The sequence below is a fragment of the Kitasatospora sp. NPDC002551 genome (genome assembly GCF_040296005.1).
In the GTDB taxonomy this organism is placed as follows: Bacteria; Actinomycetota; Actinomycetes; order Streptomycetales; family Streptomycetaceae; genus Kitasatospora.
Genome location: NZ_JBEOWI010000009.1, coordinates 100009 through 126550 on the forward strand (window position 1 = coordinate 100009; position 26542 = coordinate 126550).

26 protein-coding genes and 1 riboswitch are annotated in these 26542 nt (G+C 75.9%); of the genes, 13 read left to right on the forward strand and 13 right to left on the reverse strand.

Features of this window, described 5'->3' with window-relative positions; genetic code table 11:
* Window positions 1-17: 17 nt before the first annotated feature.
* From ABT093_RS11575 to ABT093_RS11600, 6 genes are all read right to left on the reverse strand, one after another.
* A complete protein-coding gene (locus tag ABT093_RS11575) occupies window positions 18-995 on the reverse strand; it encodes an STM4011 family radical SAM protein (RefSeq protein WP_350562961.1) in 978 nt (325 codons plus the stop codon).
* Window positions 992-2380 carry an STM4012 family radical SAM protein gene (locus ABT093_RS11580; RefSeq protein ID WP_350562963.1) on the reverse strand — a complete coding sequence of 463 codons (1389 nt, stop codon included), beginning with the start codon at window positions 2378-2380 and terminating at the stop codon, window positions 992-994. Before ABT093_RS11580 ends, ABT093_RS11575 begins: the two co-directional genes overlap by 4 nt.
* A complete protein-coding gene (locus tag ABT093_RS11585; protein ID WP_350563149.1) occupies window positions 2377-3219 on the reverse strand; it encodes an STM4013/SEN3800 family hydrolase in 843 nt (280 codons plus the stop codon). Before ABT093_RS11585 ends, ABT093_RS11580 begins: the two co-directional genes overlap by 4 nt.
* A 77-nt stretch (window positions 3220-3296) precedes the next feature.
* The gene (locus ABT093_RS11590; RefSeq protein WP_350562965.1) at window positions 3297-4502 is read right to left on the reverse strand and encodes an STM4014 family protein; all 1206 of its coding nucleotides are present in this window, start codon (window positions 4500-4502) and stop codon (window positions 3297-3299) included.
* A 10-nt stretch (window positions 4503-4512) separates the two neighbouring features.
* On the reverse strand, window positions 4513-5469 hold the full coding sequence (locus ABT093_RS11595; protein WP_502884196.1) for an STM4015 family protein: 957 nt from the start codon (window positions 5467-5469) through the stop codon (window positions 4513-4515).
* Window positions 5470-5538: 69 nt separating this feature from the next.
* On the reverse strand, window positions 5539-6492 hold the full coding sequence (locus ABT093_RS11600) for an STM4015 family protein (RefSeq protein ID WP_350562967.1): 954 nt from the start codon (window positions 6490-6492) through the stop codon (window positions 5539-5541).
* 231 nt (window positions 6493-6723) lie between these two features.
* Here ABT093_RS11600 and ABT093_RS11605 point away from each other — a divergent pair, with 231 nt between their 5' ends.
* Window positions 6724-7050, forward strand: a complete 327-nt coding sequence (locus ABT093_RS11605; RefSeq protein WP_350562969.1) for a DUF8820 family protein — start codon at window positions 6724-6726, stop codon at window positions 7048-7050.
* 107 nt (window positions 7051-7157) lie between these two features.
* Window positions 7158-8309, forward strand: coding sequence for a DUF6745 domain-containing protein (locus ABT093_RS11610; RefSeq protein WP_350562971.1), 1152 nt, complete (start codon window positions 7158-7160; stop codon window positions 8307-8309).
* A 110-nt stretch (window positions 8310-8419) separates the two neighbouring features.
* On the opposite strand, the gene ABT093_RS11615 is transcribed toward ABT093_RS11610, so the two are convergent.
* Complete coding sequence (locus ABT093_RS11615) at window positions 8420-8830, reverse strand: Rossmann-fold NAD(P)-binding domain-containing protein (protein ID WP_502884197.1); 411 nt, start codon at window positions 8828-8830, stop codon at window positions 8420-8422.
* A gap of 1 nt (window position 8831) precedes the next feature.
* On the opposite strand from ABT093_RS11615, the gene ABT093_RS11620 reads away from it, so the two are divergent.
* The 4 genes from ABT093_RS11620 (at window position 8832) to ABT093_RS11635 (ending at window position 11720) form a co-directional block, all read left to right on the forward strand.
* Window positions 8832-8996, forward strand: coding sequence for a hypothetical protein (locus ABT093_RS11620; RefSeq protein WP_502884198.1), 165 nt, complete (start codon window positions 8832-8834; stop codon window positions 8994-8996).
* 74 nt (window positions 8997-9070) lie between these two features.
* The gene (locus ABT093_RS11625; protein WP_350562973.1) at window positions 9071-9871 is read left to right on the forward strand and encodes a MerR family transcriptional regulator; all 801 of its coding nucleotides are present in this window, start codon (window positions 9071-9073) and stop codon (window positions 9869-9871) included.
* A 50-nt stretch (window positions 9872-9921) separates the two neighbouring features.
* Window positions 9922-11133 carry a glycosyltransferase gene (locus ABT093_RS11630; RefSeq protein WP_350562975.1) on the forward strand — a complete coding sequence of 404 codons (1212 nt, stop codon included), beginning with the start codon at window positions 9922-9924 and terminating at the stop codon, window positions 11131-11133.
* Window positions 11134-11156: 23 nt separating this feature from the next.
* Window positions 11157-11720: a YciI family protein gene (locus ABT093_RS11635; RefSeq protein ID WP_350562977.1), complete on the forward strand. Its 564-nt coding sequence runs from the start codon at window positions 11157-11159 to the stop codon at window positions 11718-11720.
* 79 nt (window positions 11721-11799) lie between these two features.
* Here ABT093_RS11635 and ABT093_RS11640 read toward each other — a convergent pair whose 3' ends face one another.
* Both ABT093_RS11640 and ABT093_RS11645 read right to left on the reverse strand, forming a co-directional pair.
* Window positions 11800-12006 (reverse strand): hypothetical protein, encoded by a 207-nt coding sequence (locus ABT093_RS11640; RefSeq protein WP_350562979.1) that lies wholly within the window; start codon window positions 12004-12006, stop codon window positions 11800-11802.
* 590 nt (window positions 12007-12596) lie between these two features.
* Window positions 12597-14093, reverse strand: a complete 1497-nt coding sequence (locus ABT093_RS11645; RefSeq protein ID WP_350562981.1) for a bifunctional phosphatase PAP2/diacylglycerol kinase family protein — start codon at window positions 14091-14093, stop codon at window positions 12597-12599.
* 170 nt (window positions 14094-14263) lie between these two features.
* On the opposite strand from ABT093_RS11645, the gene ABT093_RS11650 reads away from it, so the two are divergent.
* Both ABT093_RS11650 and ABT093_RS11655 read left to right on the forward strand, forming a co-directional pair.
* Window positions 14264-14956, forward strand: a complete 693-nt coding sequence (locus tag ABT093_RS11650; protein WP_350562983.1) for a lysophospholipid acyltransferase family protein — start codon at window positions 14264-14266, stop codon at window positions 14954-14956.
* A gap of 135 nt (window positions 14957-15091) precedes the next feature.
* A complete protein-coding gene (locus ABT093_RS11655) occupies window positions 15092-15469 on the forward strand; it encodes a hypothetical protein (RefSeq protein WP_350562985.1) in 378 nt (125 codons plus the stop codon).
* A gap of 355 nt (window positions 15470-15824) precedes the next feature.
* Here ABT093_RS11655 and ABT093_RS11660 read toward each other — a convergent pair whose 3' ends face one another.
* Window positions 15825-16727, reverse strand: a complete 903-nt coding sequence (locus ABT093_RS11660) for an Imm49 family immunity protein (protein WP_350562987.1) — start codon at window positions 16725-16727, stop codon at window positions 15825-15827.
* A 371-nt stretch (window positions 16728-17098) separates the two neighbouring features.
* Here ABT093_RS11660 and ABT093_RS11665 point away from each other — a divergent pair, with 371 nt between their 5' ends.
* Both ABT093_RS11665 and ABT093_RS11670 read left to right on the forward strand, forming a co-directional pair.
* Window positions 17099-17524 (forward strand): VOC family protein, encoded by a 426-nt coding sequence (locus ABT093_RS11665; RefSeq protein WP_350562989.1) that lies wholly within the window; start codon window positions 17099-17101, stop codon window positions 17522-17524.
* 44 nt (window positions 17525-17568) lie between these two features.
* On the forward strand, window positions 17569-18327 hold the full coding sequence (locus tag ABT093_RS11670) for a class I SAM-dependent methyltransferase (protein ID WP_350562991.1): 759 nt from the start codon (window positions 17569-17571) through the stop codon (window positions 18325-18327).
* Window positions 18328-18348: 21 nt separating this feature from the next.
* On the opposite strand, the gene ABT093_RS11675 is transcribed toward ABT093_RS11670, so the two are convergent.
* Window positions 18349-19950, reverse strand: a complete 1602-nt coding sequence (locus ABT093_RS11675) for an ABC-F family ATP-binding cassette domain-containing protein (protein WP_350562993.1) — start codon at window positions 19948-19950, stop codon at window positions 18349-18351.
* A 500-nt stretch (window positions 19951-20450) separates the two neighbouring features.
* Here ABT093_RS11675 and ABT093_RS11680 point away from each other — a divergent pair, with 500 nt between their 5' ends.
* Together ABT093_RS11680 and ABT093_RS11685 are read left to right on the forward strand one after the other, a co-directional pair.
* Window positions 20451-21401 carry an ATP-grasp domain-containing protein gene (locus ABT093_RS11680; protein WP_350562995.1) on the forward strand — a complete coding sequence of 317 codons (951 nt, stop codon included), beginning with the start codon at window positions 20451-20453 and terminating at the stop codon, window positions 21399-21401.
* A 134-nt stretch (window positions 21402-21535) separates the two neighbouring features.
* Window positions 21536-21718, forward strand: a riboswitch (M-box (ykoK) riboswitch).
* Between the two features lie 362 nt (window positions 21719-22080).
* Window positions 22081-23250, forward strand: coding sequence for a magnesium and cobalt transport protein CorA (locus ABT093_RS11685; RefSeq protein WP_350562997.1), 1170 nt, complete (start codon window positions 22081-22083; stop codon window positions 23248-23250).
* On the opposite strand, the gene ABT093_RS11690 is transcribed toward ABT093_RS11685, so the two are convergent.
* Window positions 23217-24602, reverse strand: coding sequence for an MFS transporter (locus ABT093_RS11690; RefSeq protein WP_350562999.1), 1386 nt, complete (start codon window positions 24600-24602; stop codon window positions 23217-23219). The two genes, ABT093_RS11685 and ABT093_RS11690, sit on opposite strands and share 34 nt — an antisense overlap.
* Entirely contained in the window at window positions 24599-25192 is a 594-nt protein-coding gene (locus ABT093_RS11695; RefSeq protein ID WP_350563001.1) for a winged helix-turn-helix domain-containing protein, read from the reverse strand. Before ABT093_RS11695 ends, ABT093_RS11690 begins: the two co-directional genes overlap by 4 nt.
* A 334-nt stretch (window positions 25193-25526) precedes the next feature.
* On the opposite strand from ABT093_RS11695, the gene ABT093_RS11700 reads away from it, so the two are divergent.
* Window positions 25527-26516, forward strand: a complete 990-nt coding sequence (locus tag ABT093_RS11700; protein ID WP_350563003.1) for a helix-turn-helix transcriptional regulator — start codon at window positions 25527-25529, stop codon at window positions 26514-26516.
* The last annotated feature ends 26 nt before the right edge of the window (window positions 26517-26542 follow it).

The window sequence follows — 26542 nt, forward strand, 5'->3', positions numbered from 1 at the left end:
GCAGCGGGCGGGCCGCGTCACCAGGTGTGCGGGATCCGTTCCAGGACGCCGCCCGCGAAGACGTCGTACAGCGGCAGGGTCTCCAGGTGGACATAGCCGATGTGGCAGTCGCAGACCGGCAGCGGGCAGGGGCGCGGGGCGAGCCGGGCGCGGTAGGAGCCGTCGTAGAGGTTGCCGAGCTCCTCGCGGACGAAGTGGCAGCGGCGGACCGTGCCGTCGCCGTCGACCGACAGCACGGACTCGCCGGTGCGGCACGGGCGGCCGGCACTGGGGTGGGCGTTCCGGCTGAAGCCGAAGTGCGGGTCGAGGGCGGTCCAGTCGGCGGCCTCGGCGTCGGTGTAGGTGTACCCCTCGGCGGCGTTCACCCAGAGGTAGACCGCCGGCGACAGCTCGGCGCGCAGCCGTCGGGCCGCCGCCAGGTGCTCCGGCTGCCCGACCACCCCGATGCTGTACCGCGCACCGAGGGCGTCGAGTTCGCGGCACTTGGCGAGGAAGCGGTCCCGGTCGACCTGGCCGGGGTGGTAGGTGACCCAGAGCGCGAGGGTGGAGAGGTCCGCCTCGGCCAGCCAGGCGGTGCGGCAGCTGAGGTTGGTCTGGACGGCGACCCGCCGGACGTGCGGCAGCCGGCTCAACTCGACCATGGCGCGCCGGTACCAGGACCGCACCAGCCCCTCGCCCCAGGGGGTGAACAGCACCGCGACGGTGTCGCCGGTGCCGGCGCGTCCGGCCACCCAGCCGGTGAACCGCTCCAGCGCGGCCCGGTCGGCACGCAGTTGCCCGGGCGTGTCGCGCCGCTTGGCGAACGGGCAGTACGGGCAGTCGTAGTCGCAGGAGGCCAGCGGGCCCCGGTAGAGGATGCCGAGGTCGAGGGGGCGCCCCGCCGGGCCGTCGGCGGGCGGGCCTTCAGCGGGACCCGGAAGGCCGGTGGCCGGGCGACCGGTGGCCGGGAGGCCGTTGACGGCCGGGCCGGGGGCGGGCATGCCGAGGAAGGTCACTTGGCCTCGTATTCGGCCATCAGCGCGCGCACCTCGGGCGAGAACAGCGTCGGCCCGACGGCGTCCGAGTGCGCGAGGCCCTCGGGGGACAGCCGAAGGGCGTCACCGGTGCCCTCCGCGAGCCAGCCGCGGGCCGCGAACTCCGCCAGTTCGGCGGGGAAGTCCTCGGCCGGGGTGCTGCCGAAGCGGGCCCGGTACTCGGCGGGCGCCAGCCCCTCCGCCTGGAGCAGCGACTGCACGAGGTGCCGGCGCCGCGCCTCGGCCGGGGTCATCGCCCGGCCGACCACGGCGCGGTCGAAGGTCTCGGTGGCCACGTAGTCGTCGATGATGCGGCGCACCTCGGTGGCGTCCACCGCGTAGTCGAAGGAGTATTGCAGCCGCGAGGTGTAGGACCGGGCGCCGCAGCCGAGGCCGACCATGCCGTCGGTCTGGCAGGCGTACTCGCTCACCCCGGCCTGCGGCGCGGCCGCCCGGCGGAACATCCGCATCGACACCTGCTGGTAGCCGTGGGCGAGCAGGTGGTCGCGGCCGGCCCGGTAGAGCGCGAGCCGGCGGGCGTCCCACTGGGCCGGGCTCTCCGCCTCCCCGCGCCGGGCCAGTCCGGTCAGCGGGCGCACGTAGAGCGGGTAGAGGTACAGCTCCTCGGGCTGCCAGGCCAGCGCGGCGTCCAGCGAGTGGAGCCAACTGGCCTCGGTCTGGCCGTCGATGCCGTAGATGAGGTCGATGTTGAGGACCGGGATTCCGGCGTCGCGGATCCGGCCCAGCGCGGCCTCGACGTCGGCGCGCTTCTGCGGGCGGACCGCGGAGCGGGCCTCCGCGTCCACGAAGGACTGCACGCCCAGGCTCAGCCGGGTGGTGCCCCGCTCGGCGAGCACCGCGAGGCGGTCGGCCGTCGCGGTCGCGGGGGAGGCCTCCACCGACAGCGGGACCGCCCGCAGGTCGGCGCCCATCCGGTGCTCGGCGATGTCGCAGAGCCGCTCCAGCTCGGCGGCGTTCAGATAGGTGGGGGTGCCGCCGCCGAAGGCGGCGAGCGCGAACCGGGCGTCCTCGTCCAGCGCCGCGCGCACGGCGACCGCCTGCCGGTCGAGGGCGTCCAGGTAGGCGGTGGTCAGGCCGTCCGGACCGCCGATCCGGGTGAACAGGTTGCAGAAGCCGCAGCGCACCTCGCAGAACGGGATGTGCAGGTAGAGGGAGAGCGCGTGCTGCGGCTCGCCCGCCCACAGCTCGCGCAGCGGCGGTCGGTCGGGCAGCTCGCGGTAGGCCGTCTTGTGGGGGTAGGCGTAGACGTACGACTGGTACGGGGGCGCGTACGGCAGCTCGGTCACCGGGCCGGGCACGGCCGCGGGGGACGTGCCGGGCGCCGGCCGGGCGGGGGCGGTGGTCATGCGGACTCCTCGGCGGGCGTGGCGGACGGCGGCGTGCTCGCGGGGAGCGTGAAGTGGGCGTACGGCACCGTCCAGACCACCTCGTGGCCGATCCGGTGGCCGGTGTAGCCGTCCTCCCCGTAGGCCGTGCCGTGGTCCGAGCAGACGATCGCGAAGCACGGACGGCGGGCGCTCATCGCCGTGAACAGCCGGCCGATGTGGGCGTCCACGTACTCCAGGGCGGCGGCGTGGCTGGCCCGGCTGTCCCCGTGCTCGCGCGTCGCGCCGGGCAGGTGGAACCAGTTCGGCTGGTGCAGCGCCGGGACGTTGACGAAGAGGAAGAGCGGCTGCCCGGCGGGCTGCTCGGCGGCGACCCGCTCCGCGCAGGCGACCTGCTCCTCGAAGGAGGTGGGCGAGGGGACGCCCATCCGCGGTGACCAGTGGCTCTCCTGGAAGAGGCCGGGCAGCACCGAGCCGAGCGGGCCCTGCTTGTTGAAGAAGCCGACGCCGCCGATGCACACCGTGCGGTAGCCGGCGGCGGCGAGCGCGCCCGGCAGGTCCGGGGCGTCGAACACCCAGGTGCGCGGTGCGGTGCTCTCCGAACCGGCGAACCGGGCGGCGAACAGACGCGGGTGCGGTCCGTCGGGCGAGGCCGGGGTCGGCAGGAAGCCGGCCAGGATCGCCTGGTGGGCGGCGTAGGTGAAGCTGCCGGGGGAGTGCCGGCGCTCCCAGCGTCCGCCGGGGAGGTGGGCGGCCAGGTGGGGGATCCGGCCGGCGGCGGCCAGCTCCTCGGCGACGTCGAAGCGCAGGGTGTCGAGGGTGACGAGCAGCAGGTCGTGGCTGCCCACCACGGCGTTCATGTCGGGGGACTCGTCCGCGGGGGCCGTCCCGGCGGAGCCGGTGGGGTCCGCAGAGGTGTGGGCGTCGGGCTGGTGGTTCATCGGGGCTGTTCCGTACGTGGGTGGGTCGTCGGTTCCGGGGTGGCGGCGGCGGCGGTGGCGCCGAGCGCGGCGAGCTGGGCGGCGTAGGTGTCGAGGCCCTCGGCGGGCCCGCCGGGCAGGCCGGTGAGGCCGGGCAGCAGGTCGCCGAAGGCGTTGACCTCGCCGACCACCGCCCGCCGCCAGGCGGCGGTCGGCAGCACGTCGACGCCGACCATCGGGGAGTTCGGGAAGCAGGCGGCCGCCCGCTCCGCCGTCTCCAGCACGTCCGGCCAGGCCGCTCCGGCGGCCTCCCGGGCCAGCTCCAGGCTGCCCCGGGCGCCGCCGAGGTGGAGGTTGGTCATCGGCTGGGCGCTGGTGCGGACCACCGCGTGGGTGGCCCGTCCGGCGACCACGACGACCCGCAGGTCGGCCGAGCGGCCCGCCTGGGAGGCCTTCGGCACCCACTGCTCGACGTGCAGGCCGTCCGGGGCGAGCCGGTCGACCAGGTCCGCGACCAGCCGCTCCTCCTGGTAGCGCCGGACCCGCAGCGAGTTGTACAGCCGGCCGTCGGCGAGCTCCACCGAGGTGGTGGCGCGCATTTGGCCGCGCGGCCCGAACTCCAGTGCCACCACGCCCGACGCGGAGGAGCCGTGCGGCGGTTTGAGGAAGACCCGGCGCATCCCGGCGGCGTCCAGCCGGGCGCGGAGGTCCTCCCAGCCCGCGACCGAGGCCCCGCCGAGGGCGCGCGGCACCGGTACACCAGCGCGTGAAAGCAGCGCGTGCGCCTGCCGCTTGTCGAACATCACGGCGATCTCCTCCGGGTCTCCGAGCAGCCGCGTCCCGGGGGCCCGGGCCAGCGCGCGCAGCGCGGCCGTCACCCCGGCGTACCAGGCGGCTCCGCCCTCGACCCTGGTCGGCGCGTACCGCGCGCCGAGCGCCGGTCCGCGCAGCAGCGCGTCCACGGCCTCCTCCTCGCCGGGCGACTCGATCCGCAGCACGGTGCCCCCGGGCAGCCGGTACGTGCCGCGCAGCAGGTCGAGCCAGGGCAGGACGGCGGGCTCGGGCAGCCCGGCGGCCCGGGCGGCGGCCGCGAACAGCGTCACCCGGCGGTGGCCGGGGTTGCCGAGCACGGTCAGCCGCCCGTCCGGCGGGAGCCGGTGCTCCGGCCGGGCCGGACGGGGTGCCCGGGCCCGGTCGGAGCTCTGGGGGGTCGTCGTCAGCATCGGTGTCCGCCTACTCGGCCACCGCGACGTAGCGCCACTCGTCCTCGTCGTCCTCCTCGGCATCGGAGAGGTCGACGTCCACGCCCGGCAGCGCCTGGCGCACCCGCTCCTGCATGGCGTCGGTGAGGTAGTGGTGGTGCAGGTCGAGGGACTTGAGGTGGGTGAGCGGCTGGCCGTCCAGCAGTGCGGCCGCGCCCTCGTCACTCAGCACACCCATCGCCAGGCTCAGCGACTCCAGCCGCGGCACCACCGGGGCGTGCGCCACGGCGGCGGCGATCTCGTCCTGGAACTCGCTGTTCTCCAGCCCGAGGTGGCGCAGCGACGGCAGCCGGGTGCCGGCCAGGATCGGCGCGATGTCGTCGATGGTCGCGTCGCCGCCGTACTCGTCGACGCCGAACCACAGCTCCAGGCGCTCCAGCGCGGGCAGTTCGCTCGCCGCGACCGCCCGCACCACGTCGTCCGGAAGGCCACCGGACTCGAACCGCAGGGTGGTCAGCCGCCCGTGCTGCACCGGGTTGAGCACGAGCCCGTTGCCGCCGCGCACCACCAGGTCGGTGAGCTGCGGGAACGCCTTCAGCACCGGGGTGACGTCCGACATCTCCAGCCAGGAGATCTCGCAGTCCTCGGAGGTCACGTCGGCGATGTACAGCGCCTCCAGGGCGGGGAAGCGGTCGGCGTCGGCGACGATCCGGTCGAGCGTCTCGCGCACCGGCACGTAGTCCCGCACCCACCAGGGGCCGATCAGCAGGGCGCGGACGGCGGCGGGGTCGACCGCGGCGAGGAAGGCCGACCACAGCTCGTCGAAGCCCTGCTTCGAACCGTAGCCGACGGACAGCCGCCAGGCGGCGGTGTCCGCCGCCGGCAGTTCGTCGGTCAGCCCGCGCCGATCGTGCAGACCGGGCTCGCGGAGCGAGAGGTTGACGACCGGCAGGTGGAGGAAGTGGTCGCCGAGCTTGGTGATGAACACGGGTGCCCCTTGGCTGGCATGGCTGGCTGGTACTGGAGCGGGTGGTGGACGAGCGGGCCGACGCGTGGGCTACTCGGCCACGGCGACGTACTGCCACTGGTCGTCGGGCTTGCCGGGCTCGGAGAGGTCGATCGCCACCCCGGGCAGGGACTCGCGCAGCCGCTGCTGCACGGCATCGGTGAGGTAGTGGTGGTGCAGGTCGAGGGACTTGAGGTGGGTGAGCGGCTGTCCCTCCAGCAGCGCCGTCGCGCCCTGGTCGGTGAAGACGCCCATCGACAGGTTCAGCGACTCCAGCCGCGGCACCACCGGGGCGTGCGCGAGGGCGGCGGCGATCTCGTCCTGGAACTCGCTGTTCTGCAGACCGAGGTGGCGCAGCGCGGGGAAGCGCGCGCCGTCCAGGAAGGGCTCCAGGTCGGCCAGGACGGTGGTGCCGCCGTAGTTCTCCACCCCGAGCCAGAACTCCAGCCGCTCCAGCGCGGGCAGCTCGCTCGCCGCGACGGCCCGCGGCACCGCGCCGGGCAGGCCGCCCGACTCGAACCGCAGCGCCCGCAGGTGCTCGTGCCGCACCGGCTGGAGCATGGTGGTCCCGCCCTCCTCCGGTTCGTCGCAGCCGCCGCGCACGACCAGCTCGGTGAGCTGCGGGAAGGCCGTCAGCACCGGCGTCACGTCGGTCATGTCGATCCAGGAGATCTCGTTCTCCTCGTACGTGATGTCGCCGATGAACAGGCCGCGCAGGGCGGGCAGCCGCCCGGCCGCGCCGAGGATCGCGGCCAGCGGCTCGGCGAAGCTCTCCGGGCCGTCCTGCGACCACTCGCCGACCACCACGGCGGTCACCCGGGAGACGTCCACGCGGTCCAGGAACTGCTGCCAGCGCGTGATCCAGTTCTGATCGGCCTCGAACTCGACGGCGATCTTCCAGGCCGCGGCGGCCGGCTCGGGCAGCTCGGCGCCCTCGTCGACGGCCGTGACGAAGTCGAAGACGGGAAGGCCGTGGAACGCCTCGATGTGGTTGTTGACCGTCATGCGCTGCTCCTCGGAGGGGTCGGTGCGGGCCGAACAAGTGTCTACCAGCCCGGACCGACAATCCGGTGCCCGGGGCGTCGCCCGGGCGCGTTGCACGCGTCTCCCGGCCCGCCTCACCGGACCCGACCGGCGCGGCCGCCGCCCGGGGCACCGGGCACCGTTGTCAGACCCCTGTCCTATGGTCCGGGGCGTGGGAATCCGATGCGTCGTCGAGTCGGCGAGGGAGAACTGATGTTCCGTCAGGGAGATGTGCTGATGGTGCCGGTGGAGGAGTCCGCGGTGCCGGTGCGGGTGGGGTCGCTGGCCGCGCAGCCCAGGGACGCGCGGGGCCGGCTGGTGCTGGCGCTGGGCGAGGTCACCGGCCACGCGCACGCGGTGGTCGGTCCGGGGGAGCTGCGGCGCGAGTCCGGCCCGTTCGGCACCGCCTGGCTGCACCTGCCGGAGGGCGGCCGGGTGGTGCACGAGGAGCACGCGGCGATCCCGCTGCCCAAGGGCTGGTACCAGGTGGTCCGCCAGCGCGAGTACGTGCCGGGCGCGGTGCGCGTGGTCGCGGACTGACGGACGGCGGCGCGCCGGAGCGCGCGGACCGTGAACGGGGATCGGGGCGGGCGCGCGGCGCCCGCGGCACGGCCGGGCGGGGTGCCCGGGCGGGAACGGAGAGTGTGATGGTGACTGGACAGACGGCACCGGCCCCCGCGGCGGGCGGGCCCGCCGAGGCGACCGCCCGCTGGCGGGCGGCGGCGGCCGCGACCGGCCCGGCCGACCGGGCCGGCGTCGAGCGGGCGGTGCGGGCCGCGTACCGCGCGGTGGGCCTGGCCGAACCGGCCGAGGTCCGGTGGTTCGGCTCGCCGCTGGCGGCCGCGGAGGCGGCGCTGGAGCTGCGCGCGGCGGGCGCCGTGACGGTGCGCGAGGCGGTCCGGACGCTGCCGTGGGACGCGGTCCGCCGACAGGCGGTCGAGCGGACCGGCGCGGCGGGCTGGGCGCCGCTCTGGGCGCTGACCGGCGGCGAGCTCGGCCCGGTGACCAACACGCTCGCCGACCGGATCCGCGGCGCCGTCCTCGACCGGCTGGCGCCGGAGCCGGACACCGAGAACGACGAGGACGACGTGGTGGAGGCCGCCCGGGAGCGCCGGGTCGTCACCCGCCTCGCGCTGCTCGACGCCGTCCGCGGCCAGTTCGACGCGCCCTGGTTCGCCGCCTTCGAGGCGGCCGGGGTGCTGGGGGCGGCGCCGGACGTGCCGGACGCGCAGGCCGTGTCCGGCGGGCCCGAGGGTGCGGCGATCGCCGCGCTGGCGCAGGTCGCGCGCGGCGCCGGCTGGTGGTGGCCGTACGCGGACGTGGTGCTGGTCAGCGAGCGCCCGGTGGCGCTGCACCGCGACGAGGCGGGCCGGCTCGACCGCGCCGACGGCCCGGCCCTGGCCTACTCCGACGGCTTCGCCCTGCACGCCTGGCGGGGCATGCCGGTGCCTGCCGACTTCCTCGCCGGGCTCGGCGCCGTGACCGTCGAGCGGATCCGTACCGAGGAGAACGCCGAGCTGCGCCGCGTCCTGCTGGAGCACTACGGCTACGAGCGGTACCTGGCCGACTCCGGCGCCGTCCCGGTGCACCAGGACGAGACGGGTGTGCTCTGGCGGATCGAGTTGCCCCTTGACGAGCCGGTGGTGATGGTCGAGGTGGTCAACTCGACCGCCGAGCCCGACGGCACCTTCCGCACCTACTGGCTGCGGGTGCCGCCCAGCACCCTCACCGCCCGCGCGGGGGTGGCCTGGACCTTCGGCATAACCGAGGCGGAGTACCACCCGCAGCGCGAGACCTGAGCGGGTGGTGCTCCGCCGGACGGCCGGTCCCGGGCGGCGGCGCGGCCCGGGAGGCGTCGGGCCGGACGCGCCGGACCGTGTCGGGCCGTGCCGTGCCGTTGCCGGGCCGGTCACCGGAAGGCGGCGGCGTTCCGGCGGGCCCACGCGGCGAACGGCGTGGCCGCTCGGCCCAGCAGGTGCTCGATGTCCGGGCTGACCTGCCGTTCGGCGGCGGTCGGTTCGCCCAGGATGTCGAGCGTGCCGTCCGCGACGCTCTCCGGCATGACCGTCAGCAGGTGGCCGCGGGCCGCCTCGCGGCTCAGCTCGACGAAGCCCACCGGTTCGCCGAGCGCGGCCCCGAGCGCCTCGGCCTGCTCGCGCGGCGACACCGGCGCCGGTCCGGTCAGCACGTACGTCCGGCCGGCGTGCGCGGAGGCCCGCGGCCCGGCGGCCGCGCCACCGCGCAGGACGGCGGCGGCCACCTCGGCGAGGTCCTGCGGGTCCACCGTCGGCAGGGCGACGTCGCCGAACGGCGCGGCCACCGTGCGCCGGGAGCGCACCGGCTCGGCCCAGGCGAAGGCGTTCGAGTGGAAGCCGCTCGGCCGCAGCCTCGCCCCGCTGTTCGCCGGGCTGGCCGAGTGGTCCGCCGCCAACCTGGAACGCGTCGAGCGGGCCCGCCGGGCGTACGACGGCACCACCGCCCCTTGACCCTCACCCCGCGTCAGGGCGCACCGTGGAGGGCGTACACGGAACGCTGACGGACGGTACGGGGTGGGGGCGGCATGAGCTGGTCGGTCGGGCAGGTCTCGGGATTCGCCGGGGTCACCGTGCGGACACTGCACCACTACGACCGTACGGGCCTGCTCTCGCCCAGCGAGCGCAGCCCGGCCGGCTACCGCCTCTACGGCGAGGGCGACCTGGCCCGGCTCCAGCAGATCCTCTTCTACCGGGAGCTGGGCTTCACCCTCGATGAGATCGCCAGCATCCTGGCCGATCCGCAGGCCGACGCGCTCGACCGGCTGCGGGCCCGCCGCCAGGCGCTCACCGAGCAGATCGCCCGGCTGCAGAAGCTCGTCGAGGTGGCCGAGCGGGCGATCGAGGTCCGGCGCACCGGCGTCGAGCTGACCCCGCAGGAGCGGTTCGAGGTCTTCGGTGACGTGGTCTTCGACCTCAGCTACGCCACCGACGCCCACCTCAAGTGGGGCGACCGGGAGAGCCACCGGCAGGCGCTCGCCCGGGCCGCGGCCCACACCAAGGAGGACTGGCGGCGGCTGATGGCCGAGGCCGCCGACTGGCGCGCCCGGCTGCTCGCCGCCTTCGACGCCGGCGCGGCCCCCGACAGCGGGCCCGTCCTCGACCTGGCCGAGGAGCACCGCCGGCACATCGGCCGCTGGTTCACGCCCTGCCCGCCCGAGATGCACCGCAGGATCGCCGACGACTACGAGGCGGACGCCCGCGCCTTCGCCCTGGTGGTCCCGCCGGGCGAGCAGCGCCCCGGCCTGGCCCCGTACCTGCGGGCCGCCATCGCGGCCAACGCCCGACGCCTCCGCGCCCCGGGCCGGCCCGACGCACCCGGGGCCTGAGCCGCCCGCGCCCCGTGTCGCGCACCCGTACCCCCTGCCAAGGACACCCCATGGACATCCTGCTCACCGCCGCCGGTTCGTACGGCGACGTCGCCCCCTACACCGGCCTGGGCGCCCGGCTCCGCGCCGAGGGACACGCCGTGGCGCTGGCCGCGCCGGAGTCCTTCGGTCCGCTGGTCACCGCCGCCGGCCTGGAGTTCCGCCCGCTGCCCGTCGACCCGCGCGCGCCCGCCGGCGGGCGCTCCTCGCTGCTCGCCAAGGCCGCCGCCTTCGTCGACCGGCTCGGCGACGGCCTCGCCGACGCCGCCGCCCCCGGCGCCGACCTGCTGCTGTTCTCCGCCACCACCGCCCCGCTCGGCCGGCACCTCGCCGAGGCGATGGGCGTCCCCGGCCTGGACGTCCCCCTGCAACCGGTCGCCCCCACCCGGGAGTTCCCGCCGGTCGTGGGTGGCGTACGGTCGCTCGGCGGCTGGGGCAACCGGGCGGCCGGCGCCCTCGCCCGGCACGCCGTGGACCGGCTGCACGCGGACGCGGCTCGCCGCCTGCGGGCCCGTCTCGGGCTGCCCGCGCGCCCCCGGCGCGCCCAGCGGCGGCTCCGCGAGCGAGCGGGCGCGCCCGCCCTGCACGGCTTCAGCCCCGTCCTGCTGCCCCGCCCGGCCGACTGGCCCGAGGAGCTTGCGGTGGTCGGCAACTGGTGGCCCCACGAACCGGCCGGGGGCGGCCTGCCCGCCGCGGTGGAGGACTTCCTCCAGGCCGGCCCGCCGCCGGTGTTCGTCGGCTTCGGCAGCATGGCCGCGGGGGAGGGCGAGCGGCTGGGCGACCTGGTCGCACGCGCCCTGCGCCGGGCCGGCGTCCGGGGCGTGCTGCAGTCCGGCTGGGCCGGCCTCACCGCCGGAGGCGACGACCTCCTGACCGTCGGTGAGCTCCCGCACGCCCTGCTCCTGCCGCGCACCGCCGCCGTGGTCCACCACAGCGGCGCGGGCACGGCGGCCGCCGGCCTGCGCGCGGGCGTGCCGGCGGTCCCCGTCCCGGTCCTCGCGGACCAGCCGTTCTGGGCCGCCCGCCTGGCACGCACCGGCGCCGCCACCGCCCCCGTCCCGTTCGCCGAACTCTCCGCCGACCGCCTGGCCGGCGCGCTCCGCGAGGTCCTGCGGGAACCGGCGTACCGGGCCCGTGCCCGCGCCGCGGCCGGGGCGATGGCGCGCGAGGACGGCGCGGCCCGGGTCGCCGAGGCCGTCGCGGAATTCGGGTCGACGTGCTGACCCCCGGGCGGCACCCTGCCGGGATGGAGTTCTTCACCTACCACCGGGACCGTGCGCACTCCGAGGCGCTGCGCCGCGAGCTGCGGGAGGAGCACTGGTCCTACATGGACGGGTTCGCCGCGGAGATGATCGCCCGCGGCCCCACCCTCGCCGACGCCGACGGCACCCGCACCGATGGCACGCCCACCGGCAGCGTCCACATCCTCGACCTTCCCGACCCCGAGGCCGCCCGGGCCTTCGCCTTCGACGAGCCCTGCTACCAGGCGGGCGTCTACCGGGACGTCCTGCTGCGGCGCTGGCGCAACCTCCTGGGCCGCACCATGGCCGAGTTCCCCGGCGGACGCACCGGCGGCCACCGCTACCTGGTGCTCGGCCTCGGCACCGGCAGCCCCGCCGACCTGACACCCCCGCCCGAGCGCGAGGAGCTGATCGCCTACGGCCCGCTCCTCTCCGACGACGGCAGCGCCTGGCTGGGCACCGCCGCCCTGCTCCGCGCCCCCGGCCCGGACGCCGCCCGCGCCGTCCTCACCGCGGACCGCTACGCCGCCGTCGAGATCCACCGCCGGCAGTTCGGCGGACGCGGGTAGCCCCGCCCCTTTCCGGAACGCGGCATCGCCCGCGCCTGGGACGGGCGCGGGCGATGCGGATTCGACGGGGCGGGTGGGGTCAGTGGACGTCGATGCCGTCGAACGAGCCGATGATGGCGTCGCCGCCCACGTTGGTGATCTCGCCGCCGGCGAGCTGGTTGCCGGTGCCGATAACGGTGATGGTCGTGGTGTTGACCGTCACCTCGTCGGCGAAGGCCTGGGTGGGCAGGGAAACGGCGCCGACGGCGGCGATGAGGACGGCGAACGTGCGGACGGTGCGGTACATGATGGTTATCCCTTCGTGGACCAACAGTGCTTCGAACTCTAGGGACCGACACTGCGTCAGGCATAGGAATGTCACCCGAACGGGTTGATGCACGTGTCGCCCGGCTCGATCGTTCGTTGGACGTCAGATGGGCTCCCGTTCTCCCGCCCACCACCGGGCCCGGGTCCCCAGTCCTCGCCGCCCCCGTCCGTCGACACCCGTGGCGGCGCCGCCGTCGGCCTGCTGCGCCGACGTTCGTCGTACGGGCGGGTGGGGAGCAGCAGCAGGCCACCGGGCTGAGATCGGTACCCGTGACCCGGTGGCCGCGCGCGGCGAGCCCGATCCCCTGGGTGCCGATGCCGCAGGCACGGTCGAGGACCTCCGTCGGCGCGTCGCCGAGCCGGTCCCGCAGGAGCGCGCCGAGAGCCGAGCCCTGCCGGGCCACGCTCGCCTCCCAGCCGGCCCGCACCGGGTGCTAATCGGCGGCCAGTCGGTCGGAGAAGCGGCCGACACCGCGGGCCGACACCACGGGCCGGTCGGGTCGGTGGGCTCGTCGATGCGGTCACGCCACCGAGGCCGGTCGCGCCCGTCCCGGGAGCTTCCGGGGCCGTTCAGGCCGGCTCGGGCCGGTAGACGGTCAGTGCTCGCGGCGCCTTGGCGAGGCGGAGCGCGCCGGAGGCGGGCACCGACTCGCCGTCGACGGCGATCCGTTCGGCGTCGCCGAGGGCTTCCAGGTCGAGGGCCCGGAGCCGGGCGGAGTGGTAGACCCGGGAGCGGGCGAGCGTGCCGGACAGGAACGCGGCGGCGAGCCGGGTCCGGGCGAGCGGCTGCCCGCCGTCGACCACCCGGACGTCCAGCAGGCCGTCGGCGAGCCCGGTCCGGTGGGTCGGGGCGAAGCCGGGAGGGTCGTAGGCGCCGTTGCCCGCGAACAGCAGCCAGAGCCGGCGGTCGCGCCCGCCCACCCGGACGGTGACGGGTTCGGCGGTCGCCAGCATCCGGGCGGTGGCCACCGCCAGCGCCGGCCACTTGCCGAGCCGGTTCTCGAACGCCTCGCGCATCCGGACCAGTTCGGGGTAGACGCCCAGGCTGAAGGTGTTCAGGAAGACCCGGCGCTCGGTGTCGTCGGCGGCCACCCCGAGGTCCACCCCGCACGCCCGGCCGGCCGTCACGGCCTCCGCCGTCGACTCCATTCCGTGGATGCCGAGGTCGAGCGCGAAGTGGTTGAGGGTGCCACCGGGGAAGACCGCGAGCGGCAGGTTCCGCTCGACGGCCAGGCCGGCGGCCAGGTTGACGCTGCCGTCGCCCCCGCAGACCCCGAGCGCGCCGCCGGCCGCCGCGGCCCGGTCGGCGGCCTCGGTGAGCAGGGCCTGCAGGTCGTCCTCGGGCCCGCAGAGCCGGACGTCCGCCCGGGGGAGCAGGGCGCGCAGCGCGTCGGCCGTGTCCTCGGGGCCGTCGGAGGTCAGCGCGCCGCTGCCGGACCCGGAGTTGACCACCACCGACAGGCCCGCCCCCTCGGGAAGCGCCGGGGCGGGGCGGCGCGGCGGCCCGGCGGCCGGCCGCAGGTGGGAGGCGCGGGGCCACCAGCGGAGCGTGAGCACCGCGAGTGCCGAGCCCAGTGCGAAGCCCGCCAGGACGTCGCCCGGGTGGTGCGCGCCCGTGTACACCCGCGAGACGCCGACGGCCAGCGCGGCCGGTGCCACCAGGGCCGCCGCGGCCGGGGACTCGATGGCCACGGCGGTGGCGAAGGCGGCGGCCGAGGCGGAGTGGCCGGAGGGGAAGGAGGTGGTGACCGGCTGGCGCAGCAACCTCCGGACCTGCGGCACCGGGCCCAGCGGCGGGCGCGGACGACGGGTGAGCTGCTTGGCCGCGATGTTGGCGGCCGAGGAGGCGAGGAGCAGCGAACTCACCCCGCGCAGCGCCGCCCGCCGCCCGGGCCGTCCGCCGACGGCGCCGAGAACGGCGGCCGTGCCGAGCCAGAGCATCCCGTGGTCGGCCGCGTGACTCAGCCGGCGCAGCCAGCGGCCGGTCAGCGATCCCGTGCCGAAGGGACGGTGGGCCGCCGCGATCTGATGGAACAGCGCCCGGTCGATGACATCCAATCGCCTCATTCGTACGAGCCTAGACGCCGCCGGCGCGCGGCGCGCGGTGAGCGGCCGGCGGGACCGGGGCCCTCCCCAGGAACGGCTGAGTACGGGTACTCAGGCGCCACCGGCCGGGCTCCGCGCAGACTGGCGGACAGGACCCGCTCCCGCCGTCACCGAGGATCCACTTCACCGCCATGCTGAGCCGCGCCTCCGCCCTCCTGCTGCCCGCCGTCGGCCGCCTGCGCATCACCGCCGACGCATCCGACACCGCCGACACCACTGACACCGCCGCCGCCGGCTGCCCCGCGCCGGGCAGCATCGTCGCGGCCAACCACACCTCGCTCGCCGACCCCGCCGTCGTGCTCGCCGCCCTGCACCGGCTCGGCGCCCGGCCGGTCGTCCTGGCCGCCGCCGGGCTGTGGCGGATCCCGGTGCTCGGAACGGTGCTGCGCCGGGAGGGGCACATCGCCGTCCGCCGGGGCACCGCGCGGGCGGCGGAGTCGCTGGACGCGGCGGCCGCGGCACTGGCGGCCGGGCGGATCGTGCTGATCTACGGCGAGGGCGGGCTGCCGCGCCGCCGCGACTCCGGGGAACTGCCGCCCGGACCGTTCCGCAGCGGCCTGGCCCGCCTGGCGCGGGCCACCGGCGCACCGGTCGTCCCGCTCGGCCAGGCCGGGTCCCGCCGGCTCAGCTCCGGCGGCCCGCTCAAGCAGCTCGCCGGCCTGGCCACCGCCCCCGTCCGCCGCCCCACCCTGCACGTCCACCTCGGCACCCCGCTGCACCTCCCCACCGACACCGCCGAGGCCACCGCCCGCGCCCACCACGCCGTCACCGCCGCCTGGACGGTCGCCGCCCACCGCGCCGACCGGGACCTCCGGCCGACCTGAAACGGCTCGCCGGCCACCCGAACCGGATGTGCGGAAGCGCGTCCTGCCGGACCCGTGACCGCGCCCCGGCCGCTCCCGCCGACCGCGGCGCGAAAGACGTGGACCGTCCGGCCGAGGGCGTGGTCCACTGCGCGCATGAGCTTGGTGGTAGACGTGTTCACCGTTGACGAGAACGGTGGGTCCCGCTTCCTCGACGTTCCCGAAGGGTCGTCTGATCTTGCCGGCTTCGAGAGCTGGCGCACCACGGTCTGGGGATCGGAGGCCGTCCGCTCGCTCGGCGCACGCTTCTTCCCCCGGTTGGCTGGAGGCGGGCTCCGCGTTCTGCCGGACGACGTTCCGGAGTTCATCGAGGAAGTCCTCCTGCTCCTGAACAACATCGAGTCCATTGCCGCTCACAGGGACTCACCCAAGCCCGTCGCCCAGCGCGCCGGCGAGATCGCCGATCGGCTGGACAACGTCCTCGACGCCGCCCGCCGGGCGTTGCGGATCCGCGGCGGAGTCCAGATCTGGTAGCCGACGCGCACGGATTCTGCGGCGCAGCCGAACGCCTACCGTGACCGACCACTCCGGCAGGCGGTCCGGAAGGCCGCCCGCCGAGCACTCGACGCGATTCGCGGCCGGGAGCACGGCCACCCGGCGGGCAGAAGCGGACCTGGCCGGCGAGGCCTTCGCCCGGGTGCGCGCCGCCGGCGGCACCCGGTGACCGACCGTGCGTGGCCTCGCCGGAGCAGGACGTCGGACGGGCCGACTTCCTGCTCCGCGCACCGTCCGAGCGCCTGACTCCCTGGCCAGGGCGCACTCACCGTTCACCGCGACCCGTATCCCACCGCCCCCGCGGGCTGCCGTGTCGTGGCTCCTACGGGCCTGATCACCGGGGGAGAGGCCGGCCGGATCCTTCGGGACCGGTGACCAGGCTGTGAGGCAGGTAGTCGCTCTCCACACCCGGCGTCCAGGACTGGGCCCGGTAGGCGAGCGCGGCCAGGGCGAGCGGCAGGAGTGCCAGGAGAGTGCTCGTTCGGGACCCGGGGCCGGGCGTCGCGCTGTGCTGGAGCAGGAGTGCGGCGAGTCGGGAGTCGAAGGCTTCGCGGTCGCCCGCGACCGTGGCACGCAGGGCTTGGAGAGCGACGGTATGGGGGTGGCCGGGCAGGCGGTCGCCGCCCGTGGCCCGTCGGGTCCGGATGCGGGTGAGCGCGGCATCGAGGGCGGCGAGCTGCTCCTGGACGCTCGGCGGGTGGCTCGCGGTGCGGTCGTCGACGATGTAGCCGCTCGCCTGGCTCAGCAGACCCCGGGCGAGTTCGGCCGAGGGGTCGCCGGCCGCGTCGTCGCCGACAGTGCGGGTGAAGTCGAAGGACTCGCCGAACTCGTCCACCTGCCCTGCGAGGATGACGAGGCAGAACGCCTCGGTCCAGGCCGCCGGGTCGACCGGAGAGGCGGTCTCGTTCTCGTCGAGCTCGTGGATGGTCCCGAAGTTGACGTAGTCGATGCCGACGGAGAACCGCTCGTACCCCGCGTATGCCGCGCACTTCACCGCTCCGCCGGCGGCCAGGGCGGCGTTTCGCAGGATCGTCCGCGCTTCCGGGGTGTCGAGAGCCGGTGTCCCGGCCGACAGCGCGCCCAGGTAGTCGAGGAACACCTCGGCGGTCTCCCGCCACTCGCGGCTGCCCGCGGCGTGCGTCCGCATGATCCGGATCTGTGTGGACAGCCTGTCCTCGAACTCCGCACGTACTGCCGAGACCACCGACACCGGCAGCTGATGACGCTCGATCCGCACTGCTCCACTCCTTGCCCGCCGACGCAGCCACCACCCTAGGCGTTGAGTCCGACACCGCCTGCGGCGAACGCCTCGTCACCTGGACCGGGCCGGATCCGCGCCTTCGGGCCGGCCGCCGGGTAGGGGGCCCATCGGTGACCGACGACAACGCGGCGTAGGGGTACCTCCCGGCCGAAGGCTGGGGCCGCGCGTGCCCTGGCGCCGCGCGCCCAGCGGGAATTGCCAGACACGCCTCAGCCCTTGACTCGCGCAGCAGAAAGGCCCGGCCGCCACCGGGCCTCGGTCCGGCGGCGACGAGGGGATCGTGTGCCTGCCGCGGCGGGAGGACGGCGGCCGGCCCGGGTGTCGGTGGGGTGGTCTACGGTCGCGGCATGAATGACGAACACGACGCTGCGACAGGGCTGTTCACGGCGGTGGGCCGCACGGTGGTGCTGGTCGAGGACGCCGAGGCGGCGCTCGCCTTCTACCGGGACGGTCTCGGCTTCACCGTGCTCTTCGACGGGGACCTCGGCGGCTACCGGCTGCTGCACGTCGGTCCGGCGGGTGGTCCGGCGGGCGGGGCGGGGACGGGGCTGTGGCTGATGCCGGCCGAGTCCGCGCAGGCGCGGGCGGCGGTGGGGCGTCAGACGGGCGGCATGCCGCTGCTGGTGCTCCACACGGACGACCTCGACCGGGTGGCGGCCCGGCTGGCGCGGCTCGGGGTGGCCACCCGGCCCGGTGTGCCGGACGGCGGGCCGGGCCGCTCGCTGCACTTCCGCGACCTCTACGGCAACGAGCTGATCGCCGCGCAGCTGTAGAACCGGCTGGCCGCCACGGAGGCGGCCGGGGCAGGATGGGCGGCATGGAGCGCACGTTCGAGGAGCTGGTGGACGAGGCGGCCGAGGCCCCGGTGGACGGCTGGGGCTTCTCCTGGCTGGACGGCCGGGCCACCGAGGAGCGCCCGTCCTGGGGCTACCAGCGGCTGCTGGGGGAGCGGCTGGCGCACGCCTCGGCGGCGCTGGACGTGCAGACCGGCGGCGGGGAGGTGCTCGCCGGCGTGGCGGACCGCTTCCCCCGGACGATGGCCGCCACCGAGTCGTGGCCGCCGAACGCGGCCAGGGCGGCCGCCCTGCTCCACCCGCTCGGCGCGGTCGTGGTGGCGGGGCCGGACACGCCCCCGCTGCCCTTCGCCGACGACGCCTTCGACCTGGTGACCAGCCGTCACCCGGTGAGCGTCTGGTGGCCGGAGATCGCCCGCGTGCTGCGCCCGGGCGGCAGTTACCTGGCCCAGCACATCGGTCCGGCCTCGGTGTTCGAGCTGGTCGAGTTCTTCCTGGGGCCGCAGCCGCGGGCACGCCGGGCCCGGCGGCCGGAGGACGACGCGGACGCCGCCCGGGCCGCCGGGCTGGAGGTGCTCGACCTGCGCTCCGAGCGGCTGCGGGTCGAGTTCCGGGACATCGGCGCGGTGGTCTGGTTCCTGCGCAAGGTGATCTGGATGGTCCCGGGCTTCACCGTCGAGGCCCACGGGGAGCGGCTGCGCGAGCTGGACGCCCTGATCCGGGCGGAGGGGCCGTTCGTCGCCCGCTCCGCCCGGTTCCTCATCGAGGCCCGCAAGCCCTGACGCCGCCCCGGGGCGGGGACGTCAGCCCGCGGCGACCAGGTCGAGGTAGTCCTCGCTCCACAGGTCCTCGTCCCCGCCGGGCAGCAGCAGGACCCGGTCCGGCCGCAGCGCCTCCACCGCCCCGGGGTCGTGGGTGACCAGCACGATCGCTCCCGGGTAGCCGCCCACCGCCGCCAGCACCTCGGCCCGCGAGGCCGGGTCGAGGTTGTTGGTGGGCTCGTCGAGCAGCAGCACATTGGCGCCCGAGTGGACCAGCCCGGCCAGCGCGAGCCTGGTCTTCTCGCCGCCGGACAGCACCCCGGCCGGCTTGTCGGCGTCGTCGCCCCGGAACAGGAACGCGCCGAGCACGTGCCGCAGGTCGCCGTCGGTGAGCCCCGGCGCGGCCGAGGCGAGGTTCTCCCGGACGCTGCGCTCCGGGTCGAGGGTGTCGTGCTCCTGGGCGAAGTAGCCGAGCCGCAGCCCGGGCCCGGGCACGACCCGCCCGCCGTCCGGGGCCTCGCGGCCGGCCAGCAGGCGCAGCAGGGTCGTCTTGCCCGCCCCGTTGGGGCCGAGCACGACGAGCCGGCTGCCGCGGTCGACGGCGAGGTCGAGCCCGTCGAGCACGGCGCGCCCGCCGTACGCCTTGGTGAGGCCGACCGCGCCGAGCGGCATCCGGCCGCAGGGGGCCGGTTCGGGCAGCCGGATCCGGGCGGTGCGCTCGGCCCGGCGGACGGGTTCGAGCGCGGAGAGCATCCGGTCGGCCCGGCGGGCCATCGAGCGGGCGGTCACGGCGGTCGCGACGTTGGCCCGCATCCGGTCGGCCCGGGCGTGCAGGGCGGCGGCCTTGCGCTCGGCGTTGGCCCGCTCGCGGGCGCGCCGGCGCTCGTCGGCCGCGCGCTGCGCCAGGTACTCGGCCCAGCCGGTGTTGTGGACGTCGACGGTGGCGCGCTGCGGGTCGAGGTGGAACACCCGGTTGACGGTGTCGGCGAGCAGCGGCACGTCGTGGCTGATCAGCACCAGGCCGCCCGGGTGGCCGGCCAGGTAGCCGCGCAGCCACGCGACGGCGTCCGCGTCGAGGTGGTTGGTGGGCTCGTCGAGCAGCAGGGTGCCGTGGTCGGCGAAGAGGATCCGGGCCAGCTCGACCCGGCGGCGCTGGCCGCCGGAGAGCGCGCCGAGCGGGCTGTCCAGCACCCCGTCGGGCAGGCCGAGGCCGGCCGCGACCCGGGCGGCCTCGGCCTCCGCGGGGTAGCCGCCGCGGGACTGGAACTCGGCCTCGGCCCGGCCGTAGGCGGCCATCGCGCGGCGCTGCGCGCGTTCGTCGGCGGCGGTGGCCATGGCGCTCTCGGCGGCGCGCAGCTCCCGGACGGCGGTGTCCAGGCCGCGCGCGGACAGGATCCGCGCGGTGACGGTCACGGCGGGGTCGGCGGCACGGGAGTCCTGCGCCAGGTAGCCGACCGGGCCGGTCCGGGTGACGGTACCGGCGGCGGGGCGCAGCCGGCCGGCGAGCGTGGCGAGCAGGGTGGTCTTGCCGGCACCGTTGCGGCCGACCAGGCCGATGCGGTCGCCGGGGGTGATGTGGAGGGTGAGGTCGGACAGCAGCAGGCGGGCGGCGACGCGCACGTCGACACCACGGGTGGTGATCAAGGGGATGACGCTCCGTAACAGCGAACGGACACACGGGTGGCGTGGAGGTGGGTCCGTCAGCTAGGAGATGCGGGGCGTCGACATGGCGCCGAGGGTAGCCCGCGGTGCCCGGTGGGCGCATCCGGTTTTTGCGGCGCGGCCGTGGGCGGTGCGGCAGGCCCGCCCGAGGAGGCCGGCGGGGCCGGTCGTCGTACCAGGCCGGCCGCCGGAGGCGGTGATCGGGTCACCCACCGCTGTGGCACGTGGCGGTGGCGTTCGGGGTCAGGTCGATGGGGACGGCGAGGACGTCGGCCGCGGCCGCAACGGCGGCCGCGAGGCCGGTTCGGATACGCGTGTCTCTCCCGGGGTGGTGACGGAACGTCGTCCTTCGAGCACACCTCCCGGGGGCGGCCGGAGGTAATGCCGTCCACTCGATCGGGGTGGTGGCCCGTGCCCCGTCCGGAGCCTCGAATTCCCGGAAGCCCTTGCGTGGGCATGTCCGCGACATGTTCGATGGCTCCATGGGGCGCAGCGAGCTCGTTCTGATGACCGATCACAGCTCGACCGAAGGCAGCCGGGAGGCACTCGCCACCGCCGTGCGCCGGCTCACCGGGCGGGCGCCGGTGCTGCTCGACGCGCGGCACTTCATGAGCGGCGGACCGCACGGGCCGGCGGGCGGCGGCCGGCTGCGCGGCACCGGCGACGGCCTCGCCCTGGAGGTCCCCGCCGAAGGCCTCGCGCCGACCGCCCGGGCGGTGATCCTCTACGAGATACCGCCGCACCGGCGCACGGAACTCGCCGACCTCCAGCGGGCCCTGCGCGAGCACGGCGTCCGCTCGCTGGGCACCGCCCACGACGGCTGGCGCACGGCCAGCGACAAGCGGCTCGCCGTCGAGCGCTTCGCCCGCGCGGGCGTCCGCCAGATGCCCACCGTCACGCTCTCCCGGCCCACCGCCGCCGAGGCCGTCGCGGTGTTCGAGCGGCTCGGCGGCGACGTCTGGGCCCGCCCGGCCGTCGGCATGAGCGGGCAGGACGTGTTCCACGTCACCACCCGTGCCCAGCTCGCCGAGGCGGCCGAGTGCTACGCGCGGGCCGGCACCGACTGGCTGCTCGCCCAGGACGCCCGCAACTTCACCGCGGACGGCCGTCGCCACCAGTACCGGGTGACCGTGCTCGGCGGGCGGCCGCTGCGGGCCGTCGAACACGTGCAGGACGACCCGGACGAGCCCTGCAACCTCGCCCGGGGCGCCGTCTCCACCCCGCTCCCGCTGGAGGAGCTGCCCGCCGGCCTGGCGGAGCTCGCGGTGGCCGCCACCGGGGCGGTCGGGCTGCCGTTCGCCGCCGTCGACCTCGCGGCGCAGAGCGGCGGCGTGGTCTTCGAGGTCAACGTCCACCCGGCGTTCGGCTCGCCCGGCGCGCTGGAGGCGGTCGCCGTGCCGTACGTGGCGGCCCACCTCGCGCCGTCCGGCTGACCGGCCGCCCGCGCGCCGACACGTGACGAAGCGTCAGGCGGGGGAGCGCCGGGCCGCTCCCCCCGATGGCGGTTCGTGGCCCTCCCCCCGGTCGAAGAAACCCTCCGGCGGGTACTAGACTCGTGGAGGTTGTGAAGGCACCTCGTTCGGTGAGGCGTCGCCACGGACACAGGCCACTGACCCCACGACGTCGAGAGACGCCCAGGGTCAGGACAGGTCTCCCCGGCCTAAGGGGTGACCCCAAGTGGCTGCGGCCCGGAAATACCGGGGCGCTACGCCGTGGCGTGCCAAAGCTCTGACGAGATCAGGGGTGCCCACCCGCCGTCGTGGCGCCCGCGTGTGCCCGCCCGGCGGTGTGGAGCCTCCTGGTGGCCCGGAAACGGCGACCCGCACGGGCGTCCCGACGGCGAGGAGGTGAGAGCAGTGGAGTGCAGTAGTAGTCCGGGTCGAAGTAGGACCCGGGCCAGGACGTCCCCCACCCTTCCCGGCACCCGGCGCCCCTCCTCCCGTACGGCTCCCGACCCCCGCCGCCGCACCGCCCGCCGCTGACCCCGGCGCGGACGCGCGCGGCCCGGTCGCCGTGCGCGGTGGAGGACGGCCGGGCGCCTCCCGCCCGCCCCGCACCCCGCGAGCCACGCTCCCGGGTGCGGCGGCCCCCGAACCGCGGAGGTACCCCGCCATGTCCGACTGGCGTGTGCGCGCCGTGCGCGCGAGCAAGCTCCCCTTCACCCGTCCCGTCTCCCCGGCCGACGACGCGGCCGCCCAGCCCGCCCCCGAGCACTCGATGGACCCGCGCCCGGACCAGCCGGTCGAGCAGGTGAGCCTGGAGCGCTCCGTCGTCGACGCGGCCGTCTACCGCGACGGACACCGCGTGCAGTCGGCCGCCAACCTGGCCGACGTCTACCGCGAGCTGCCGGGCAAGCCCGGCACCATGGCCTGGATCGGGCTCTACCGCCCCGCCGAGTCTCAGCTGCTGGAGGCCGCCGAGCGGTTCAACCTGCACGAACTGGCCATCGAGGACGCCATCGTCGCCCACCAGCGCCCCAAGCTGGAGCGCTACGGCGACACCCTGTTCGTCGTGCTGCGCGCCGCCCGCTACCTGGACGACGTGGAGGAGGTCGACTTCGGCGAGATCCACCTCTTCGTCGGCCCCGACTTCGTCCTCACCGTCCGCCACTCCCAGGCCCCCGACCTCTCCGCCGTCCGCCGCCGCCTGGAGGCCGACCCGGAACTGCTCGCCCTCGGCCCCGAGGCCGTGCTCTACGCGGTGCTCGACGCGGTCGTCGACGGCTACGCCCCGGTCATCGCCGGCCTCCAGCACGACATCGACGAGATCGAGACCGAGGTCTTCGGCGGCGACCCGCAGGTGTCCCGGCGCATCTACGAACTCTCCCGGGAGGTCATCGAGTTGCAGCGCGCCACCCGGCCGCTGCTGGAGATCATGCGCAGCCTGGAGGCCGGCTTCGGCAAGTACGGCACCGACGAGGAGCTCCAGCGCTACCTGCGCGACGTCGCCGACCACGCCACCTACGCCGCCGAGCGGGTCGACGGCTTCCGCCAGATGCTGCAGAACATCCTCACCGTCAACGCCACCCTCGTCTCGCAGCGCCAGAACGAGGAGATGAAGCAGCTCGCCGAGGCCGGCCACGCCCAGAACGACGAGATCAAGAAGATCTCCTCCTGGGCCGCCATCCTCTTCGCGCCGACCCTGATCGGCACCGTCTACGGCATGAACTTCGACACGATGCCGGAACTGCACTGGGCCTTCGGCTACCCCTTCGCGATCGCCCTGATGGCCCTGGTCTGCACCAGCCTCTACCTGATCTTCAAGCGCCGCGACTGGCTGTAGGGGTGAGTGGTCCGCGCGGGAGGCGGCCGGGGCGAGATGCCGTTGCCCGGCCGTCCCGCCGAGTGGCGGCCGGTCCAGAGGAGGGCCGCCGCGGCGAGGGCGGTGGCGGCGAGGAGCCAGCGGGGCGGGCCGGGCGGGAGGAGGGCGAGGGCCAGGCCGGACAGGGCGCCGCACAGCTGCAGGGCGAGCGACTGGACGGAGAGCGCCGTGGCCCGGGTTTCGGTGGGGACGCGCTGGTGGAGCTGGGCTTTCTGGTTCGGGCCGGCGGTGCCTAGGCCGAGGTAGCTGAGGCCGTAGCCGAAGGCGGCCGCGGCGGCCGCGGCCGGACCGGCGGTGCGGGCGGTGACGGCGAGCAGCAGGACGCCGGCGGTGCAGGCGGCCAGGCCGAGCAGCACGGCCCGGCTGCCGTCGGAGCGTCCGGCCGCACCGGGCGCGAGCCGGGCTCCGAGGGCCGCGCAGAGGAAGCCCGCGCAGCTCAGCAGGCCGACCACGCCCGCGCCGGATTCGGCCGCGCCGGTCAGTTCGGCGGCCCGGCCGGGGGTGAGCAGTTCGACGGCGCCCAGGCCGACGCCGGTCGCGGCGGCGGTCAGCAGCACCCGGCGGACCACCGCGTCGCGCCGCCCCAGGCGCAGCCCGGTCAGCACGGTGGCGGGCACGCTGCGGAACACCGTGCGCAGGGCGGCGGGCGGGCGTTCCGGTTCGGCCAGTGCCGCCCAGACCTGGACCACGTAGGCGAGTTCGACGGCGGCGGCGATCAGCGGCGGTACCGAGAGCGGCAGGACGGTGGCGCCGCCCAGGGAGCCCATGGAGCCCATGGAGTTCAAGGCGTCCAGGGCGTCCTGGACGTCCAGGACGGACAGCAGCCACGGCAGCGCCCCGCCGAGCAGGGTGCCGGCCGCGAGGGCGAGCGAGCCGGTGGCGCTGCCGCGGGCCAGGCCGGGCCGCAGGTCGGCCTCCGGCCCGGCCTGGGCGCGAACCGTGTCGACGTACCAGGCCTCGGCCGGTCCGCTGGCCAGGGCCCGACCGGCGCCCATCAGCGCCATCCCGAGCAGCAGCACCCCGTACGCCTCGCCGAGCGCGAGCAGGGTGAAGGCCACGAGGTCGAGCACTCCGGCGGCGGCCAGCACCGGCCGGCGCCCGATGACGTCCGAGAGCCCGCCGGTCGGCAGCTCCAGGGCGGCGGTGGTGAGCGAGTGCACGGCGAACAGGCCCGCCACGGCGCCGAGTCCGAGCCCGCGCGCGGTGAACAGCAGTACCAGTGGAGCGGTCGCCAGACCGATCGGCAACCAGAACAGCAGGGTGACCGTCAGGTACCTGCGGCGGGCGGCGGCCTCGTGGGACGGCGTGCTCACGCGGCACCACCGGCGGCGAGCGGGATCGCGGCGGTGACCAGGACCACCTGTTCGGTGCGGTCGGCGTCCCGGTCCCGCTCGGCCAGTTCGAGGGCCCGCCGGTGGACGAGTGCGCGCAGTTCGGCCAGCGATTCCGGGGTGAGGTGCAGGATCAGGTCGTCGATGCCGGCGGCGGCCGACCAGGTCCCGTCCAGCCGGCCCGTGGCGACGTCCTCCTCGTGCCGGGCGAGCGAGCGGGCGAGGTGGTCGATCTGGTGCCGTCGGGAGAACTCGACGAAGGCCCGGCCCTCCGGGGTGGCGTGCACCGCGCGGGCGTCCCAGGAGGTGATCAGGTGCACCGCGCGCCAGCGGCGTTCGCGTGCGTCGCGGTGTTCCGCCTCCTCGACGAAGGCGTACCTGGCGAGCACGCGCAGGTGGTAGCTGGTGGAACCGGAGGACTCGCCCGTCCGCGCGGCGAGTTCGCTCGCGGTGGCCGGGCCGTCCTGGCGGAGCAGCCCGAGCAGGCGGATCCGCAGTGGGTGGGTGAGGGCCTTGAAAGCGGCGGTGTCCTGCTCGGGGTCGAGGCTGCGCCGCTGTCCGTCGTCCAGCATGCGAGGAGGGTAGCGGTTCCCGGGCGCTCTGCAAAAGAAGTTCTGCAAAGTGGGCCGTTCCTCGGCCGCTCCCAACCCGGTTGCGGTGTCGTCGACTTGGGTGCGGGCCGGGAGCCGGTGCGCGAGGCCGGTGTCATCGGCCGTGGGGGCGCTCCCGTGGTCGCGCGGACCCTCGTGAGGAGGAGGGCGGATCCGCCTGTCGGCGCATGGGCCGGTGGTCGGTGTGCGTGCTAGCTTCCGGGCCATGGGATCACGTGGGGCACGTGGGGTGGCGGCGCAACAGGCGATCGAGGGGCTCCGGGAGCTCGCCGGAGCGGGGTTGACGGTCGATGAGGTGTTCCGCAGAGCCGATGAACTGCTGCGGCCGGCACTGGAGTACGACGCGGTCTGCTGGCACTCGGCGGACCCGGCGACCGGGCTGGTGACCTCGGTGCTCAGTGACGACCTCAGCCTCGCGGGGTTCGAGGACGCCGTACGCCTGGAGGTGTGGTCGGACGACGTGGCGACCTTCCCCGCGATCCGCCTCAGCGGCGTGCGCGCCGAGACGCTCAGCCGGGCCACCCGGGGGCGGCCGGCGGACAGCGCGCGGTTCCGTGAGCTGATCGGACCGGCCGGGTTCGGCGACGAACTGCGGGCGGTGTTCGACGCGCACGGCGGGATGTGGGGCTGCGCCGCGTTCATGCGGGCCGCCGACCGGGGGCCGTACCTGGCCCAGCAGCGGGACCTCGCGGACCTCGCAGCGCGCCATCTGGGCAACGCGCTGCGGGCCTGCCACCTGCCCCCGGCCCCCGGGGGCGACGGCTGGGACGGGGGCCCGGCCGTGGTGCTGCTCGGTCCGGCGAACCGGCCGCTCGCGCTCTCCGGTCCGGCGGAGGAACTGCTCGGGCGCCTGGCCGATCCGAGCCGGACCTCGCTCGGCGTGCCGACGGCGTTCGCGGTGGCCGCCGAACAGGCCCGCCGGGCGGCGCGCGGCGTGGCCGTGCCGCAGTCCAAGATCCGGGTGCAGGACGGCGACGGCCGCTGGTACGTGCTGCACGGCTCGGCCCTGAAGGGCGGCAGCGAGGGGGAGGTGACGGTGGTGGCGTCCCCGGCCACGCCCGCGGACGCGATGCCGCTCTACCTCTCCGCGTACGGGCTGACGGCGCGTGAGCAGGAGGTGGCGCTGCTGCTGGTGCGCGGGTGCGACACCCGGGACGTGTCGCGGCTGCTGGCGATGAGGCCCTACACCGTGCAGGACCACCTGAAGTCGGTGTTCGCCAAGGCGGGGGTGGCCAGCCGCCGCGAGCTGGTCGCGCGGATCATGCTGACCGGCGGCACGGCGTAGGCCGCGCGGGGTTACGGGTGTACGTT